Origin of the sequence: Bacillus sp. AFS053548 (assembly GCF_002575105.1) — a bacterium.
Classification (GTDB): Bacteria; Bacillota; Bacilli; order Bacillales; family Bacillaceae_G; genus Gottfriedia.
In genome coordinates this window covers 109,046-130,391 of the sequence record NZ_NUHI01000001.1, presented here as the reverse complement: position 1 = coordinate 130,391, position 21,346 = coordinate 109,046, and the positions used below count along the sequence as shown (strand labels likewise).

The window sequence follows — 21,346 nt, the reverse complement described above, 5'->3', positions numbered from 1 at the left end:
ATTACTTCATTAAAAAAGCATAAATCCTTTCTGTATCAAATGAAGTCAAATATAAAAAGCTTTAAAGATCTTGATTTAGTTGTTTGTGCAACCATTGTTTCTAAAAAGTCTGTGGAATTTTTGTGCAATAAATAATTAATGGTTTTAAGGAGGCAGGGTGTCTTTAATTGATCGACTAAAATAAAAAAGTGGATGAATGGTCATCCACTTTTTTACATATCTTTTACATTTAACTCATCTTTTACATTTAACTCATCTTTTAATTTCGTTATATAGTCGTCTATCAATTTTGAATATCTTTTCTTACTAGACATTAACCACACATATTGAATTTGTAGATCCTCGTAACCTTCAATATCTAAAACCTTAATCTCTTCGTTAATGTTGTAATTTTCAGAAATGTACGGAACAAATGAGACACCTAAGTTATCACTAATCGCCTTAAAAATTGTATCAACATTTGTGGATGTAAATAATTCCTTCATTTGTCCAAACTTTTTATAGAAATTATTTTTAAACCATTGCATATATACACCGTTATATACAAGAAGAGTTTCTTTAACGATTTCTTGTGGAGTAACAAATGATTTTTTTGCTAAAGGAGACTTTTTACTGACTAATAACTTCATATTAGCTGTGAATAAATTTTGATAAATTAGAGATTCATTACTTTCTAGTAAATGTTTAATAAATGGTACAATCCCTATATCACTACGGCCCTCTAGTACATCTTCAATAATTTCTTGGCCTGGTTTAAGAAAGACATCAATTGTGATATTCGGATGTTCTTCCTTTATAGCTGAAATTGGATTTAAAAGTTGTGTAATAAAACCCGGTACTGTAGATATTTTTAAATTACCGGTCATATTATCATTAATTAATTGTACATTCTGGATTAATTCTTGATATTTTAGAACGATTTCATTCGCTAAAGGTATAATTTGTTTTCCATCAATTGTTGGAATCGCATTATTTCCTCCTCTTGTTCGTTCGAATAATTTTATCCCTAATTTCTTTTCGATACTTACAATCGATTGACTAATAGCAGACTGACTTACAAATAGATTTTGTGAAGCAATCGAGAAGGAACCGGTTTTTGCAACTTCAACTAGATACTCTAATTTTTGTATATTCATGCTGTAAATATTCGTACTGTTGATACTCATTTTCTTCTCCTTCATATTACATTATTAATATTTTAACATAATTTGAAATGAATATATCTAGTTAATGTTATGGTATTATATGTTAGAAAAAGCCTGTTCTCAAATGTAGAGAACAGGCTTACTTTTATTGTACTCCTAATTGACTCTTAACTGATTCTAAAGTACTTCCTTTATACTTTTTAACTGGTTTTGGAGGAGCTGGAATCCAAGGGTTTTGCATTAAGTAATTCTTTTCAACAAATGCCAAGTCTTTCGCATCAACCGTACCGTCGAAGTTAATATCAGCACTTCGTTTATTTGTGCCCCAATATGTTTGGATTGCTAATGCGTCGTTCACATCGATTACATCGTCTTTGTTTACATCTCCAGCAGTTGCATACGGAGTGCTTTCTATACCTACTCTATACCATACACCATATAATTTATCATCTAGATCATAATGAGCATTAATTTTTGAGTAATACGTTGTAAAATGACCTGGAATATCTTGGATTAACGTATAATCATCTTTTGATGGATCCATTCCTGTAATATCAAACGATCCATTTTTTGCGACGATATTTGTTTTTACTACTTTTCCATTACTATCAATTACTGTTAAAGTTGGCGAACTCTTTGAGTAATCTTTTGTAGAATCCAAATTACCGGAAGCATTTTTAAATCCTTCTGCATGTATATATCCTACAAATTCTGTTTGGTCGTTTTTTAAGATCCTAATTGATGTCACGCTTGTAAAAGGACTAGAAGTTACATTATCTACATTTGTAAATGTTGATGTAACTGGGCTAGATGAATCATATTGGCTAAATGATATATTATCTCTTGGCAGAAGCGGTTTAGGCACTTGAAGTGTTAAATCTACCATTGGTATATCACCATCAACACCAGTAGTTCCATTAAAATTAACAGTAACATCAGATGAGATCGTGCTTCCTGAAGTAGTTTGTTTTACGTCTAGTGTCGCTCCAAGGTTCCTAGCTTCAGGATTCAATGAAATATTTGTAATTTTTGTACCTGATGTATCTGAGAATTTATAGTTCGCTTTCTTTAATTTATTTACATTATTTGCTGTTAACGTCATTGTAAATGTGTCCCCTGGCTTTGCCAATACCTTATTGTATGTTGTAGGAGCATTTATCTGACCATATACATAAGGCGTATGCTCATTTACGAAAAAATATTGACTTTGGAGATTACCATTTGTCGCTTCATCCATTCCTTCAAATTTTACAGGTAATACTTGTAAATCCGGTGACATTGCAATTTCATCAGATGTATTACCGTCTTTGTCAAGTGTTAAATTTCCAGTTGGCAGGTAACTATTATAATAAGCTAAAAATTGATTTTGTGTCTGATCAGCACTAATTCCAGCAGCTTGTTTTACCGCAACATTATCATCTGTAATATGCCCTGTTACACCAACTGTAGTTTGTCCATCTTTATATTCAACGATTTGTTTTCCAGGTACTTCACCTTCTACATGAACATCCCATTTTGGTTTTGTACCATCTACAAATAAATCTTGACTGATTGTATATTGTTTTCCGTCATCATCTGTACCAACCAATTTTAATACATATTGCCCCGCTTTTGGTAAGACAAGTTGGTCATCTCTCATACCGATTGGATTATTCGGATCATTTGTAAATGGGTGGTAATATCCCCAGTAAACGAAACCAAGTACATTATCAACACCTTCATCATATGCTACTCCATCATACGAATTAGCAATACCAAGATCTTTACCAGTTTTTGCATCCGATATAACTACGTCAATTGTTTTCATATGTGAACTTAAGCTAAAGTTAGCAGCATCTGTTCGATTCCATTTTTGACTGCTTTGAATTAGTGATTCAGGCACTGATTTTTTATAAAGTTTAAAGTAATTAAACCCTTGCTCAACGTAGTGTACACCAAATGGAACTCGGTAAGTTTCTGAAGGATTGTCTTTGTTTGTATACACTACATAGCCTTCGTAAATCCCTTTTTCTGCTGTTTTCGGAATATTCAAGGTAATAGTTGTTTTCTTTTGGCTAATCCCTTTTAGTGTAACTGTTGAATCTGTTTGAACAGTTACTCCATTTGCTTGTGCATCTTTTGAACCGCGCAGATTTGATTGGAAATTGACTTTTACATCAAAAGTTTTCGATTTTTCTCCTCTGTTCATTAACGTAACAGAACGTGTATCTGAATAATCTGAACCATCAAACGCTACATTTCCAAAGCTCAATGCACCTGTATCTTCATTAATTTGTTTTTCTTTTCCATTGATAATAGTCGATGTTTTTTCTTTAACTTTAATTTCGATCGTTGAATGAATTGCATTATAAGGATCAATTCTTCCAGCACCTTGCTCAAATACGCTATATGGCTTACTTAATGAATCAGCAGTATTCATTAAAATTGCTTTTATATCTTCTGGTTGTAAATCAGGTTGCGCTTGTTTCAGTAAAGCTGCGACTCCTGTTGTAAATGGTGTTGCCATCGATGTACCAGACATTCTTTGATACGCATTTTTATAATCAGTCGGATCATTTGGGCTATTAATAAAGCCTGGGACAGTTGATAATACACTCACACCCGGTGCCGTAATTTCAGGCTTAATATCATAGTTTACACGTGAAGGACCGCGAGAGCTAAAGTCTGCTAATGTATCTCCCTGAGTTTTCGCTTCACCTATATCAGTAAATGTAAAGTTAACAGATCCTGATTGTAGCTTTTTCTTCAAAGCAAGTCCATCTGCGTTAGATAACGAGAACGTTGGGATAAAATTCACACCATCTCCTAAGAAGGTTGGAATTTGTCCTTCAGTTGGATTGTCATTATACATAAGAACTGCTGCAGCGCCTTGTGACTTAGCGACCGAGATTTTAGAATCTAATGTATAAGTTCCACGACTCATTAGAACAATTTTACCTTTTACATCCTTACCAGAATATGCTTCACCTAGATTTACATCTACAACCGAATTCGTAACGCCTTTTAATTTTGAAATATCATCTCCAGCGCCTTTTGCCATCAAAAGTAATGATGCAGTTACATTGTCGATCGACCCTTTGCCTCCAAGTGTCGTAATTGGTACACTGCTAGCACCTACTGTTAATGCTAGAGCTGCTGTACCAGGTGATCCTACAGTATACATTTTATTACCTGCATTTCCAGCTGCAACAACTGCTGTTACTCCATTTAAGACAGCATTGTTTATTGCGATACTAGTAGGGTACATTGGATCATTATAATTAGCACCTAAAGAAAGACTCATAATGTCCATACCGTCTGCTACCGCTCGATCAATTCCAGCTAGAATGCCATCCGTCGTTCCACTACCCCCAGGTCCAAGTACACGATATACATAAAGGTCAGCATCTGGAGCGACTCCAGTAGTTGCAAATTCACTAGCATTTTTCCCTTGTCCTACAATCGTTCCGGATACATGTGTTCCGTGTTCAGTTACATAATTTGCTGCACCAGAGGTTCCTCCCGGCTTTCCAGCTTTTACCCAATCATCATAAGTCGTTTCCATCGGATCACTATCATTACTAATGAAATCATATCCGCCTTTAAAAGCACCTTTTATGTCCGGATGATTGTAATCTACTCCAGTGTCCAGTACAGCGACCTTTACTCCTTTACCTGTATAGCCTTCTTGATGTAATTTATCGATTTGTAGATATGAACGCTCATCTGCCATTCCTTGTCCTTGTGTTTTAGTTGAATCCTCTGCCTTTTCTACTGGAAGATCTTCCTTAACAGTTTCATTGCCATAAATCGCTTTAACTGCTTTTGAATTTAGAAGAGATTTAACTTTATTTGCAGGAAGCTTTAATGCGACTCCATTGAAAGCATTTTTATATTTCCTACTAATCTTATATGACTTACCATCATCGCTTGATAGCTTTTGCAAGTCTTTGTCAAATGTTTCATGATCGGCATCTTCTAAACTTTTAGCCTCACTATCAGATAAGCTATTACCTTTTAAGGCTGCTTCAAGTACCGCTACTTTATGTGGCTTTTGATTGAATTGTACAATTACAGAAACATCTTCTGAACTATCTATATTAACATCTGGATTTAAGAATAATCCAGATTGATCATCCTTCGAAAGCTGTGTTAAGGCATCTCTTTGAGCAGGTGTTAAATTAGCTAAAATCGACTCTGCATTCGTATCAAATGTTGCAGCCTTTACCTTTGACGATGAATTAAAATATGAAGCATGAAAACTACTAGAAATTAAACCTACACCTAATGTAATAGCAGTAGCATTTTTTACAATTTTTTTGTTTGTAAACTTCTTCCCCATTTTCCAGTCCTCCTGCATGTTTTTTGATCTGTACTGATAGAAATTGTTAAAAATCTATTATTAACTTTTCTTTAATTAATAGATTCGAACAAATACACTACCAAATTTCGACTAAATTCTTTCCCCTTCCCTATTTATTGACTTAATTATACGTAATCTGAATTTTCTGGTAAAATTAAAAATAATTCAAGATTAATAAGAGAATCTAATTTTTCCTAAATTCATAAAGTATACTAAACCACTTTCAGATCCTACCTTTTATGTATCTTTGTTAAGAAAAACCCAAGATTTATCAGCAAATTATAATTAAACAGTAAATAAAGAAGGCTCAAAGACTGGCGAGCTTTTAGATTAAACCAGAAGTGCATTTACTCATTTCCTAAAATTGGCAACACTTTGATGTAATCTGCTACACTACTAATTTAAACTCTCTTAATCTAAAGAAAACTCGCCGATTGGCGAGCCTTTAGGTGAAGACAGAGGCGTAGTTGCACTTATACTTAATTCCTAAAATTGGCAACTACGCCTCTGTTTTCTTCTACGCTGCCAATTTATACTTTCTTAATGTAAAAAAAAAGAGAAGCCGAAAATTTCAGCTTCCCTTCTCTTTAATTACAAACACTAATATTAAATCTTTATTTTAATCCTAACTGACTTAATACTGTATCTAATGTTGCACCTTTATAAGAAGTTTTCGCTTTAGGTGCATTTTCTACAGTTGGATTTTGTAAACCGTAGTTTTCAATAATATAGTTCATGTCTTTTGCATCCACGACTTTATCAAAGTTAAAGTCAGCTGAAGCTTTATTTGTACCCCAATATGTTTGTACAGCTAAAGCATCTAAAATATCGATAACATTATCTTTATTTGTATCTCCAGCTGCAGCGATTGGTAAGTTGTATCTAATTCGTTTTCCAACGATTTCACCACGAACATCAGAGTACAATTCAAATTTTTGGTTCATCGTAAAGTAACCTGGTACATCAACTTTTAGTGCATAAGGATTTTTATCTGCTTTAAGTCCATCAATTAAATAGTTACCAAATCGATCTGTAATTGGAGACTCAACAACAGTCTTTCCGTCAGCAGAAGTAACAGTTACTTTTGCACCAATTTTACTTTGATCAATTGCATAATTTATTCCTTTAATTGGATCAACTGCTGCTTCTACTCGTAATGCTCCCTCTAACCTTGAATACATTGTTTTTACCTTATAACTTTCCATATAAGCATAAACATTGTTCGTCACAACATTTGATTGATCAATTGTTGTTGCACTCATACCAAACCAGTTAATACTATCTGTTGTCCATTTGTTAGCAGTTTTTAGGTCAAAATTAAATAACGGTAAATCTTCTGGTAATGCTTTATCACCTAAATAATTAAATGTAAAAATATACTTCGTTGGTGTACTTTCTACACTAACCTGTGCATCACCATACTTTTTAACTGCATCATTTACAACTACATTCTCAACTGAAGCGTAAGTATCTTTTATCATTGTAATTTTAGTTGTTTTTAAATTTTTTACATTATTCGAACGAACGGTATAGTTTACACTGTCACCTGTTGTAACGGTTTGTTTATTTGCTTTTACATAGAAATATGGTAAATTTTGATCTACAAAAACGACTCTTAACATATTAGATGCATTACCATTAAAGTTTCTTGCAGCATCAAAACCATAGAACTGAACTTTTAATGGCTCTGCTTGTTTTCTCACTAAAATTTTATCAGTGTAATTTCCATTTTTATCTGTTTGGATTGGATTTGTAGGAAATCCGTCATTATAAAATGAAACAACTGAATTGTTTGATTGATCGACAGGTAATCCTAAGCGAGTTGCTTCTTCAGTTTCTGGATCATGCAAGTTTATGTTAAAGTCATATAGGAATTCTCCATTCGAATCAAATTGACTATCTTTAACTTCAATTACTTTTTGATCCAACGAATCAAAACTTGAAGTCATTGTTGGTGCTCCTAGTTCATAAATGAAATCAGACGATGCTGAGAATGTTTTCCCTTGTTCATTTGTACCAACTAGTTTCAATTTATAGTGACCCGTTTTTACAAATACTGGTTGACTACTAATTGGATTTTTCGAATCCCCTGTAAATGGATAGTAAATTGTATTGAATGCAGGAGTATAATACTCTTGATTTTCATTTACTGCAATTGCATTAAATGTTCCTACTAATCCAAGATCTTCGCCTGTAGTTGGATCTTGTAGTACTAGATCTAACGTCTTCATATGTGATTTTAGTGTAAATGTAATATCCATAAATGGATATGCATTTGCTGGCCATGCTGTGTCTGTGCCATACATTGGATTTTCGATATTAAATTTATCAATACCTTCGTTTACAACACGTCCACCAAATGGAATTTGGTAAGTTTCAGTCGGATCTGAGGAATTCGTGAAAATAATATATCCCTCATATGTTCCTTTTTCGGCAGTTTTAGGAATGTTTAAGTTAAACTTAATCGATTTTTGACTAATTCCATTTAATTTAACTGAAGTTGGTCCCTCTAGCGTTACGCCATTTGATGCTGCATCTTTTGATCCTCTTAATCCCGTTTGGAATTTAACATTTACATTAAATGTTTTTGCTTTCTCACTACGATTTTTTAATGTAACATTTTTTGAGTCAGAAATATCTTCACCATTAAATCCATAAGATCCAAAGCTCATTGCACCTGTTAATTCTGTAATTAATTTTTGTTTTCCATTCACAAACATAGGTGTTTTATCATTTACTTCTAACTCAACGTTTGAATGAATTGCTTCATAAGCGTCTACTCGTCCACTTCCTACCTCATATACACTATAATTTTTGGATAGTGGATCTGCTGTATTCATTAATATCGACTTTACATCTTCTGGCTTAAGATCTTTATTCGATTGAAGTAATAATGCTGATACACCTGCGACATATGGAGTAGCCATTGATGTACCTGATAAGCGTGCGTATGCATATTTATAATCTTCTGTATGTGTTCCATCTACCGTTTGATCATTTACGTAAAACGGAACCGTTGAAAGAATTGAAACACCTGGTGCTGTTACTTCCGGTTTAATATCGTAGTTAACACGGCTCGGCCCTCTCGAACTGAACGTAGCTAAATCATCAGATGCTGTTTGAATTTTCTTGAAATCACCAAATGTGAAATCTGATTTACCATCTCTTAATGCTGCAGAAATTACTGAACCCTCATCAAATGAAACTGAGAATGAAGGAATCGCATTCATTGATTCACCAAGGAATGTCTGAATTGCTCCCTCTGCCTTGTTTGTTTCATCGTTAGCCATAATAACACCCGCAGCACCTTGTGCTTTAGCATATGAAACTTTAGAGTCTAATGTATAAACTCCTCGTTTCATGAACACAAATTTTCCTTTTACATCCTTATTTTGATAGCCACTTGGATCTCCAAGTCCTACATCGACAAGTTGTACAGTTTTGTCTTTTAATGTAGTTAGGTCATCCTTATAGTTTTTCGTCAATTGTCTTATATTGTAACTTTTACCATTATTTACGCCCGTATATTGATAAATATCAATTGCAACTGAAGATGCTCCAACTGTTAATGCTAATGCAGCCGCTCCTGGCGATCCAAGAGTAAACATTTTATCGCCACTATTACCTGCAGCTACAACAGTAGTCACTCCACTTAATACTGCATTGTTAACTGCAATTGAAGTTGCAAAAAGTGGATCATTTATTGTTGCTCCTAGCGACATGTTAATGACATTCATACCATCTTGTACTGCTCGATCAATCCCAGCAATAATCGCATCACTTGTCCCGCCACCACCTGGGCCAAGTACTCGGTAAGCATATAGGTCTGCTTCAGGTGCCGCACCGACTGTTTTATACTCACTATTTGATACACCACGCCCACCAATAATACCAGCAACATGTGTTCCATGTTCAGTATAATAGTCCGCTCCATTTTGAGATCCCGGTTTTCCTGCCTTCACCCAATCCGCATATGTAGTTTCCATCGGATCATTATCGTTATTTACAAAATCATATCCACCTTTGTAAGCATCCTTTAAATCTGGGTGGTTATAATCCATTCCGGTATCAAGAATTCCTACTTTAATCCCTTTACCCGTATACCCTTCAGCATGTAAACGATCTAAACCGTCATATGGAGTATAATTTGCTACTTTAGCTTCATCAGTTTTTAGCTGATCATTATCTACTTCTGGAGGATCTATCGAAAATTTTTCGTTACTCCAAACTGTTTTAACGGCTTTTGATTTTAATAGATTCTTAATTTGATTTGCCGGTAGACTCATTGAGACACCATTAAATGCATGTTTATATGAACGATTAATCTTATAATTTATATTTTTATTATTATCACCCGATATTACTTTCTCTACATCATTTGAGAACGTTTCATGATCCTGATCAATTAGCTTATTAGCCTCGGTTTCAGATAATGTTTTTCCTTCTAAACTTGCCTCAATTCGAGCAATTTTTGCTGGTTTATTACTAAACTCAACTATGACACTAGTTTGATCTGAAGAGTTTAAGTCTGTGTCTTTTGAAATTTGAAGACCAGTCTCTTCGTTTGTTGAAAGCTGATTTAGGGCCGCTCTTTGTTCAGAAGTTAAATTTGCCAGAACATCTTCTACATTCCTTGGACTAGCTGCTTTTGTGTTTTGAGTTACATGTCCAAGTGAACCTAATATAAAACTTGATGTTAATGCTAAAACAGTAAAACTTTTTAAAACTTTACTCTTTTTTCTCATTTCACTAATCTCCCTATAAATATACTGTTTATTTTGATAGAAATTGTTCGATTCCCCCCTCAAACAACCTTAAAAACGAGCACATAATCTATCAATTTTCGACTAATTTCTATCCCCTTCCCTAATTAATGATTTCATTATACGTAATCAGAATTTTCTGGTAAAATTAAAAATTATCAAACTTTAATAACTAAATCTTATTTTTGTAAAATGCATTCTATCGAATTGAAATAACACTTTTGAAGTATTTTTTGTGTCTCAAATATTTTATAAATATAATTTTCACATCAGCACTGATGTTTTTCTGATAAAATGTTTTGTGAAAAGTATTCTAAAAATTAGTAATGAATTTCGCTTATTATATAGTGCTCAATGTCTGCCAACAGAAAGTGAACATCCTAAGTCGAAAATTAGTTTAACTTATTAATAGATTTTCACCTATTTTGCTGAAACAGACATATCAAAAAAGAGAAGCCACTATACGACTTCTCCTTTCCAATTGATTTTTATTATTCTAAACCTAACTGACTTAATACAGTGTCTAACGTAATACCTTTATAAGAAGTTTTTGCTTTTGGTGCATTTGCTACTGTCGGATTTTTCAAACCATAATTTTTAATGATGTAATCCATATCCTTCTTATCGACGACTTTATCAAAGTTAAAATCTGCAGATGCTTTATTTGTACCCCAATATGTTTGTACAGCTATTGCATCTAAAATATCAATCACATGATCTTTATTTACATCACCAGCTGATGCTGTTTCAAGTAAGTATCTTAATCTTTTTCCAAGTGTTTCACCACGAACTTCATTCGATAAAACTAATTGTTTTTGCATTGTAAAGTGACCTGGTACATCTACTTTTAATGTATAGGCTTTTTTATCTCCTTTAAGTCCTTCAGCAATATAACTACCAGCTTTAGATATTATAGGAGCTTCAACAACAGTTTTTACATCATAAGAAGTAACCGTTACTTTTGCACCGATTTTACTTTGATCAATTGAATAATTCTGTTCACCAGTAGTCGGATTTTTCGTTCCTTCTAATTGTAATGAACCCTCTAGTACTGAAAATTTCGATTTAGTCGTATAACCTTCCATATAAGAATAGACATTATCTGTCTCAACATTTGATTGATCAAATGTTGTAGCATCCATTACATGCCATAAGAATGGAGTTGAACGCGTATATTTATCAAGTGTTTTTATATCGAAATTAAATAACTTCAAATCTTCTGGTAAAGGTTTTGTACCTGAATACGTAAATGTAAATGTATAACTTAATACACTATCCCAATAAGGAGTAGTTGTCACAGATACTTGTGCATCACCATATTGTTTAACTGCATCATTTACAACAACATTTTCAATTGCAGCTAAATTGGTATCGACTGGCAATGTAATTTTTGTTGTTTTTAAGTTTTTAATATTATTCGAACGAACACTATAATTAACCGATTCTCCCGTAGTTACAGTTTTTTTATTTGCTTTTAAATAATAGTAAGGATAAGTATTTTTAACAAATGCTACTTTTAACATTGCAGAAGCATCAGCAGTAGCGTTTCTCGCTGCGTCTAATCCATAAAATTGAACTGTTAAAGGTTGAATCTGACTTCTAACTAATATTTGATGTTCGTCATAATTTCCATTTTTATCTGTATATGATGGTAATGTTGGTCTTCCCCAATTGTAAAAAGAAACAACTGAATTGCTTGATTGATCAACATTAATACCATATCGATTTGCTTCCTCAACTTCAGGATCTTTTACATTAATATTAAAATCATATAAAAATTCTCCCTTAGAATCTAACTGACTTTCATTATATTCAATAACCTTTTGATCTAACGAATCAAAGCTTGAAGTTATTGTAGGAGTTCCAACTTCATATAAGAAATCAGAAGCCGCCGAGAATGTTTTACCTTTTTCATTTGAACCAACAAGTCTTAATTTATAATGACCCGTATTTATTTTGACAGGATCACTGCTAATTGGATTTTTTGAATCACTTGTAAATGGATAATAATAAGTATTAAAAGCTGCACCAACATAATATGTTTCATTTTCATTTAGAAGGAGGGTATTAAAAAATCCCACAAGTCCTAAATCTTCACCTGTATTTGGATCTTGTAATACGACATCTAAAGTCTTCATATGCGATTTTAGATTCATCGAAAAGTCAAGATCTGGATAACTAGTTTGTGGCCAAGCGCCTTCGTCTGAAAACATTGGATTTTCAATTTTAAATGTATCGATCCCTTCGTTTATAACACGTCCACCAAATGGAATTTGGTATGTTTCAGATGAATCTTGAGTATTCGTGAAAGTAATATATCCTTCATACGTGCCTTTTTCAGCTGTTTTTGGAATATTTAAGTTAAATTTAATTGACTTTTGGCTAATTCCATTTAATTTAACTGTTGAAGGACCTGATAAAGTTACATTGCTTTGAGCTGCATCCTTCGATCCTCTTAATCCAGTTTGGAATTTCACATCTACATTAAATGTTTTTGCTTTTTCACTGCGATTCTTTAATGTGACTGTACGTGAATCAGCGATATCTTGATTGTCAAATCCAAATGAACCAAAACTCATTCCACCAGTTAACTCTTTAATTGATTTTTGTTTTCCATTCATAATGGTAGGGGTCTTGTCCACTACCTCTAACTCTACATTTGAGTGAATAGCCTCATAAGCATCTACTCGACCGCTTCCCACTTCAAAAACACTATAATCTTTTGCCAAAGGATCTGCTGTATTCATTAAAATTGATTTAACATCTTCCGAATTTAAATCTCTATTTGATTGAAGTAATAGAGCTGAGACCCCTGCTACATAAGGTGTAGCCATTGAAGTACCAGATAAGCGCTCATACGCATATTTGTAATCTTCTGGTTTTGATCCATCAACTGTTTTATCGTTTACATAGAATGGTACCGTCGAAAGGATTGATACACCAGGTGCAGTTACTTCTGGTTTAATATCATAGTTCACTCGAGATGGACCTCTCGAACTGAATTGAGCTAATTCATCAGAAGCAGTTTTTAATTTTGTGAAATCTCCGTATGTAAAATCTGTTTTACCAACTTTAATTGCAGCTGCGATTGCATTACCATCATCGTTTGAGACGGAGAATGCAGGAATCGCATCGACTGATTCACCTAAGAATGCTTGAATTGGTCCTTCAGCTTTGTTTGTTTCATCGTTATAAATTAATACACCAACAGCACCTTTTGCCTTTGCATTTTTGATTTTGTCTATTAATGCAATCGATCCACGCTTAATGAACGCAATCTTACCGTTTAAATCTTTTCCACTAAAGTCAGCTGGATTTGCTAATCCAACATCAACAAGTTGATACCTCTTTCCTTTTAATGTCGTTAAATCATCATCATAATTTCTTGCTAATTGTCTTACCGTATAATTTTTGCCATCTTGCACACCTGCATATTGGTAAATATCAAGTGCGATTGATGATGCGCCGACTGTTAAAGCTAATGCGGCAGCTCCAGGTGATCCTAATGTATACAATTGATCCCCACTATTACCTGCTGCTACGACAGACGTTACTCCGCTTAGTACAGCATTGTTTACAGCAATCGAAGTTGCATAAAGTGGATCATTAATTGATGCTCCTAAAGACATATTGATGACATCCATACCATCTTGAACTGCTCGATCGATCGCGGCGATAATATTTTCACTTGTACCACTACCACCAGGTCCAAGTACTCTATAGGCATATAAGTCTGCTCCAGGTGCTGCACCAACTGTTTTATACTCACTGTTTGCTACACCACGACCACCAATAATCCCAGCAACATGTGTACCATGCTCAGTGTAAAAGTTCGCCGCTGTTCCCGGTTTTCCAGCATTCACCCAATCGGCATACGTCGTTTCCATCGGATCATTGTCATTACCAACAAAGTCATATCCACCTTTGTATGCCTCCTTTAAATCTGGGTGGTTGTAATCTATTCCTGTATCAAGAATGCCGACTTTAATTCCTTTACCTGTATACCCTTCTGCATGTAAACGGTCTAAACCATCATAAGGTGCATAATTCGCAACATTTGCTTCATCAGTTTTTAACTGTTCATTATTTTCTTCTTTTGCAGGAGGGTCAATCGAAAATGTTTCGTTACTCCAAACTGTTTTAACTACTTTGGATTTTAATAGATTCTTAATTTGATTTGCTGGTAGGCTAAGCGAGACACCATTAAAAGCATGTTTATAAGAACGATTAATCTTATAATTTACTTTTTTATTATTTTCATTAGTTAATACTTTGTCTACGTCATTTAAAAATGATTCATGGTCCTGATCTACAAGTTTAGATGCTTCAGTTTTAGATAATGATTGCCCCTCTACACTTGCTTCAATTTGAGCAATTTTAGCAGGTTTATTGTTAAATTCAACAATGACCGAGGTTTGATTTGACGAGGCTAAGTTAATATCTGAAGAAATTTTAAGACCTGTCTCTTCATTTGTTGAAAGTTGATTAAGTGCCGCTCTTTGTTTCGATGTTAAATTTGCTAGAATTTCGTCTACATTCCTTGGACTAGCTGCTTTTGTATTGTGAGATATGTGGCCAAGTGAACCTAATATAAAACTTGATGTTAACGCTAATACAGTAAAACTTTTTAAAACCTTACTCTTTTTCTCCATTTCTAAAGTCTCCCTGTAAATATTAATTTTAATAGAATGCATGATTTCCAACTTCCGACTTAACTCCATCCCCTTCCCTATTTATTGATTTCATTATAAATAATTAGAATATTCTGGTAAAATTAAAAATTATAGATTTTTAATAATAAGGTCTTATTTTTACTTGTGCTCTTCGAAGGTTTTGTAATAACACTCCCTTATAATTTTTTCACTTTCTTACTTTAGGGGCTCCAGGCTAGTTAAGAATCTAGAGTTGTGTTCTTTATATAAGTCTCAACATCCTTCTCACTTAATAACTAGTAACCTAAAGTAGAAATCAACTAATCTAGTTATAAATTAGTTACAATGATTACCATAATAAAGAGAGGGAGGCCTAGTTGCACTTATACTTAATTTCTAAAGTTGGAAACCACGCCGAGGTTTTTTCTCCGCTGCCAATTTATACTTTCTAATACGCAAAAAAGAGAAGCCAGTATTTAAAGCTCCTCCTAAAATTTCTTTTATTAAATCCACGTCATTTCCGCTTTTACTTGATTAGCTTCAATGGGAATATCACGTTGATTACCAATATCCTTAAAGAACTGAATCAATTCGATCGCTTCATTATATTGACCTAATTCCATATAGTATTTATATAACTTTTTCCCATACTGTTCATAATAAAAAACATTATTTGTTGAAGCAAACTGCGGAATAGCTACTTTTGCCAAATAGTCAAAATACTCACTTCGATTTTTTTTACAATTCAGAAGTAAGAGGTTAAATAATGTGAGGTGAATCGGACTATTATGTGTCTTAGCTAAAGCAATTCCTTTTCTTATTTCTTCTAAAAGATTTTCTTTATTCAATAACTTTCCTTCTGAGCATGATTCAATATAATTGTAGAAGCGTCGTAAATAATAGATTGAATGATCTCTCATGTGTAATGATTTCTCAAAATAACGTGCAGCTTGTACAAATTCTTTTCTTTTAAAGTATTCTACCCCTAAATTATTTAATAGAATAAGTTTTTTTTCATTAGCGCCTAAACTTTCGCAATTATGAATTAAATTCATATAGCTTTCAATTAATTCCATAAAATCGATATCATTTTCACTTTCAAATTGCATTAACATTAAAGTTTGAGCATTTATCGCTTGTAAATAATTACGCGTTTTAATGAAATAATCGTTTGCTTTTTGAGCATATGTATAAGCTAGTACTTTTCCCCTTGCATAATGATAGCCAAGTGCTAAGTGATAGTAATATTCCTCATTTTTGTATTCTTCTATATTAATTTGTTTTAAAATTCTAGCGGCAGCTCGAAAATCTTCACTCGTAGTAGTCCGATATGTACTAATACAATACATTCCTTTAATGTGTAGAAGAAGATTTTTTTCAAAATCAGAAATCGTACGAAAATTTTTATCCGCATATTCGATTAAAGATTTAGTTTCATGTAACATCTTTTTATGAAGATAATATCTTGCGGTTAATAAGTGATAATACACTGCATATTTAGAAGCTTTGATAAACGGTATATTTTCTAATTCTAATTTTATCTCCTCAATTTGAATGGAATTTTGCATAATAATGGCAAGATCCCAATCTTTTAACCGCTGTTCAATATGATGTAATGCTTTCATTTCTTTGTTTAGATCAATCCCTAACCGTTCTGTTAATTTGGATAAAATTTCAGGTGATATACTCACTTTTCCACCTTCGAATCTACTAATATATGTTTTACAGCAAATCTCTTTGCTTAGGTTTGATTGGCTGATTCCATTTTTCTCACGATAAAATTTAAAAATTTCTCCTACTAACATTTTAGCCTCCTTAATGAACCGACATTATTAGAAATAGTTCAGTTTAGTAATTTTTGTTTATGTCATTACATTTCTTTTAAGTTGCAATAAATTATTGTTTTTTCTATCGTTTGAGTTATGACGTAAATGTAGTATTCCAAAAGATAGGATTCGTTTTTTCAAATATTTTTCCAATTTTCTAACATCAATATTTATTGGTTTTATTATACAAGAACAATCTTTTCTAATAAAATTAATTAGTTTAAAATTATAATAAGATAATCTTATATTAAGAAGGAATAGTCAGAGGACTTCTAAATAATTCCGAATCATAAAAAAACATTTTTCCAAATCAGGAAAAATGCCTCTCTTAAAATTAATTCTTAAAGCAATGAATGACTAAAATACTTTAAAAATTCTAATCCAAATCCTTGGACTGCGAATATAACGATCATTAGAGTAGTAAACAAAATTGAGATAAATAATATTTCCTCACCTATTAATTCTAAATAGTCTACTAATTAGTTTTATTTTCATACTTCAATTTTACCGTGTAAATAAAAATAGATGACAAAATAAAAATGCAGGAAACATTCTTTCCTGCATTTTTATTTTTGATACATTATTTTTGTAAAACGGTAACTGTCTGTGGTTTTGTAGTTACTTTAAAGCCACCATTATTTTCTACATCTGCTGATATTGTATAAGTACCACTTGGAATGCTAGACTCCGGAGCCCATTTTAAGTGAATTTCAACTTGACCATCAACTTTAAAAGAATCAACAACATTGCCATTTACATCCTTAACATTAATTTTCCAATTCACTTTGTTATTCGCATAACCACTGATTTGAGCAGGAGTACTTGCATTAACATTTTTATTTGGGTATACACTGAAATAGCTAACAAGCATTCCTTCATTAATATAAGAAGAGTCTCCCCAAACTGTGTAACTGTGGTTTAAAGCATAGTCGGAACCTAATACAACAACACTCTTAGGCTCTTCTTTTATAAGTACAGATGTTTGACCTGGTTGTAAAGGCTTATATTTGCCGTTATACCATACAATCGCACCGTAATAGCCACTTCCTTTTTCATTGTCTGTGGCTTTGAATGAAATTTCATATTGACCATCTTTAGGCTTTACTTGAATATCGGATACAACAGGAGCAACTGAATCAACATGGAAAGGAAGTTTCACGGTTTGTGGTTTCGCATCCTTATAATCTAATGTTGATTTAATTACATAGTTATATATGCCATCCTTAACAACTTTTCCGTTTTCGTCTGTTTCATCCCATACATAACCACCATTCATATAGTCGCGGTAAGACATAATATTTTTACGGAACTTCCATGGCTTTCCAGTATATTCACTAAAGTCACCTAAGTATTTAATCATTTCTCCATTTTCATTCTCCACGTACATTTCAGTCTTTTCTAAATTACGTAATACAGTAAATGTTGGGAACACTGTATTTAATCCAGCATTAGGAGAAATAGCAATTCGATCCTTATTAAATGTTGCTGTTTTTGGATCATATCCTAATGGGAATGTGTTTTCAGAAAGTGGTTCGTCATTCCAAAGTGTCGTATATCCTAAGAACGCATCTTTTTCATATGCTGCAGGATCAATATTTTGTGGTTGATCCCATTCACCATAATAACCCATGTAAGGAACCGTTAAAGGAACTGCTGATTCACTGTTTTTACCAGATGGAACTAAACGGACATACCCCTCAACAAATGTACCTTTCTTTAAGCTTGACGGAAGTTGAATTTGAATATCTAGATTTTTTTCTTGTCCTGGTTTAATTTTTAATGTTTTTCCTTCTGTAGACGATACTGTTTCTCCATTCACAGATGCGATAGCACCTTGTACACGCTCACTTTTTAATGTTAAATATTCTTTTGAATCCAATGTTCCATCATTATCTAGGTCAAAATCTTTTGTTTCTTTTCCGTCCGTTAAAACGTCAACATATACTTGATATTCTAAATCTTTTATATTCAGATTTTGAAGCGCTTCTGCATTTAATTTGAAGTGTACGTTATCAGATTTAATCTCTTTTAACGCAACTGCTCCTGCTTGCTCAAGCGAAGTTTTTTCTCTTGTCACAAGTACTGGTGTTTTAATCGCATTTTCAATTTGCATTAAGCCCGAACCTTGTACACGTGGGGAATACGGTACTTCATTATTCGTAGAAGGATCAAGAACTAACTTTGCAGTATTCATTAATGCAATTTTTGCTTTTAAAGCTGTTTCTTCTGAATGAGTTAAACCTTTTTCATATAGTGATTGCAGTATTAATGCTGAACCTCCTGCAACATGAGGACTTGCCATAGATGTTCCGCTCATTACCTCATATTGATTTCCTGGAACAGTCGAATAAATTTTACCACCTGGTGCAGAAATCTCAGGCTTAAAGTCTAATGTATGTGGTGTACCATAAGATGAGAAATATGACATCGTATTCTTATTTGGATTTTCAACATAGATTCCAGTTGACGGTTTCATTTTTACAATATGACCGCTCGTTAACTGAGAAATCAAAGTAGCTCCAACTGCTCTGCTAGTCGTTGCAGCAGGTGTAAAGTAAGGACTAAAATATACGAATGGATAGTCAACATCTTCATTCGCAGGTACAAGGATTACTGCCTTTGCATTCTTCTTTTTCGCTTCGGTTTGAATATAAGTATATGTACCATATTTTACATTTGGTTTTGCAACGACAATTTTATTTGTCACATCTTTATCTTTAAAATCAGCTGTTTTACCTTCTCCAACATATACCATCTCGTAAGATTCAAGTGGCGATAATACACTAGAAAGCCTCATATCAAACTGTGTTTGGTCTTGGTATGGTAACTGTAAACCATCTTCAGATTTAAGAGATGCCATGTGTATACTCGTATTTTCATAGGAAGCAACAGATAATGCATATGGGCTTACTCCTGGTTCACCAACTGTTCCAATATCTGGATTTTCAGCATACGGTTTTACGGAAGACGGTATTAGATTATTTTTTGTGCTATAAGCAGAGTTTCCTCCCGCTACAACTACAAGCGTACCTTGTTCGGTTGCTTCACGAATCGCCTTTTGAATTGGATCATCTTCTTCACTTACAAAACCTGCGTCAGTTCCTAAACTCATGTTAATGACATCTGCTCCCATTGTCACCGCGTGCTCGATACCAGCAATAATATCATCTTCATATGCTCCATTTGCATTATCAGAGAATACTTTTTCTGCCAACAACTGTACCCCTGGTGCAATACCTTTTACTCCGTCATTCGCTTCGTCACCATTCGCTCCTACTGTACCTGCAACATGCATACCGTGTGAATTCCCTGCACTGTGTGGAATGACATCTGTATCATGATCCGCCCAGTCATATCCTGTTGGTACCTTGTCGCTATACCATACTTCGCCCACACCAGTTTCCGCGAATTTTTTTTGAATACTTTCTTTCGAATACTTTTCCTTTGCTTTTCCTTTTTCCGTCAACGTCATATCTTTATGAGTATAGTCTATTCCCGTGTCGACTATAGCAACAAGTAATCCTTCTCCTTGATAGCCATAATCCTGCCATACTTTTTGAGCTTGTACTAATTCTTTGCTTGCTCCCATAGAAGGCTGAAATTTTCTTGCGATATGTACATTTGTTACACCTGGAGTCGATTGAATTTCCTCTAAGTTACGAAATTCAGTTTCTACACTAAAACCATTAAATCCTTCATAAAAACGCTGTTTAACTTTCACATCTGATTTCTTAGAAATGTGTTCAATCGCTTCATCTTGTTTTTGTTTAAAATGTGCTCTTTTACTTTGATTAGACTCTTCCGAGGCTGTTGAAGGCTTCTCAACTTCAACGATTACACGTACTTTTTCATCTGGTTTATAAGGTTTTACTATTCCCTTCTCTTTTAAATCTTTATAGCCAAACTCATCTACCGCATCTTCAGCAGTTTGTTTTTGCTCATCAACAAAAATTTGCTGACCTTGTTTTACAATTTCTTCAATACTTGGAGCTGGGATCTGATTTTCCTCTGTTCCTTCAGCATATCCTGTTGATGTAAATAACATTGTAACCAAAGTTGTTGTTGCAAGGACCTTGTAAGGAAAACTTTTTTTCTTTTTCATTTTTACTCTCCTCTACAGTAAACTTTCATTTTCTTAATCTATTAAAATGAAATAGATTTAACTCAAAAGCACCAAAAAGATTATTCATTCTTTGGCCAAATCTGGTACAATACTAATTTTAATTGCGTTGTTGCAAGAATCATATTGGGTTATTTATATGACCTTTAGACCTATGTATAAAAATTAAAAAACAAAAACTCAAGTAGAAAATAAGGGAATTTTAACTTATTTGGTCGAGAGGCTTCTAAAAAGAATGATTTAATCGGGATAACCCAACTAAGTTGATGAGCAAATTTGTTGATTAAATTACAAATTAAAGGAAAAAATTATGAATTTCTGACTTGAAGTACTAATAAAAATAGTAAAATAGTAAGAATTAAATAAAGCTTAAATAGTTCAACTTTATTATTTTCAAGACAAGTCTCTATCTTCATTTTTGGATGTTATAGCGGTCAATGGCTACCTAGATGAAGAGACGAAAAGATAGTAGGCTCCATTTTATTCAGTCTATCAAAA

General features: G+C 33.4%; 6 protein-coding genes. All 6 read right to left on the bottom strand.

Features of this window, described 5'->3' with window-relative positions:
• Positions 1-212: 212 nt before the first annotated feature.
• On the bottom strand, positions 213-1,166 hold the full coding sequence (locus CN946_RS00520) for a LysR family transcriptional regulator (protein WP_176547150.1): 954 nt from the start codon (positions 1,164-1,166) through the stop codon (positions 213-215).
• Positions 1,167-1,290: 124 nt separating this feature from the next.
• Entirely contained in the window at positions 1,291-5,466 is a 4,176-nt protein-coding gene (locus tag CN946_RS00515; protein ID WP_176547149.1) for a S8 family serine peptidase, read from the bottom strand.
• A gap of 635 nt (positions 5,467-6,101) precedes the next feature.
• Positions 6,102-10,232, bottom strand: a complete 4,131-nt coding sequence (locus CN946_RS00510) for a S8 family serine peptidase (RefSeq protein WP_098859423.1) — start codon at positions 10,230-10,232, stop codon at positions 6,102-6,104.
• 509 nt (positions 10,233-10,741) lie between these two features.
• On the bottom strand, positions 10,742-14,902 hold the full coding sequence (locus tag CN946_RS00505; protein WP_098859422.1) for a S8 family serine peptidase: 4,161 nt from the start codon (positions 14,900-14,902) through the stop codon (positions 10,742-10,744).
• 503 nt (positions 14,903-15,405) lie between these two features.
• Entirely contained in the window at positions 15,406-16,707 is a 1,302-nt protein-coding gene (locus tag CN946_RS00500; protein WP_098859421.1) for a helix-turn-helix domain-containing protein, read from the bottom strand.
• A gap of 601 nt (positions 16,708-17,308) precedes the next feature.
• Positions 17,309-20,830 carry a S8 family serine peptidase gene (locus tag CN946_RS00495; protein WP_098859420.1) on the bottom strand — a complete coding sequence of 1,174 codons (3,522 nt, stop codon included), beginning with the start codon at positions 20,828-20,830 and terminating at the stop codon, positions 17,309-17,311.
• Positions 20,831-21,346: the final 516 nt, after the last annotated feature.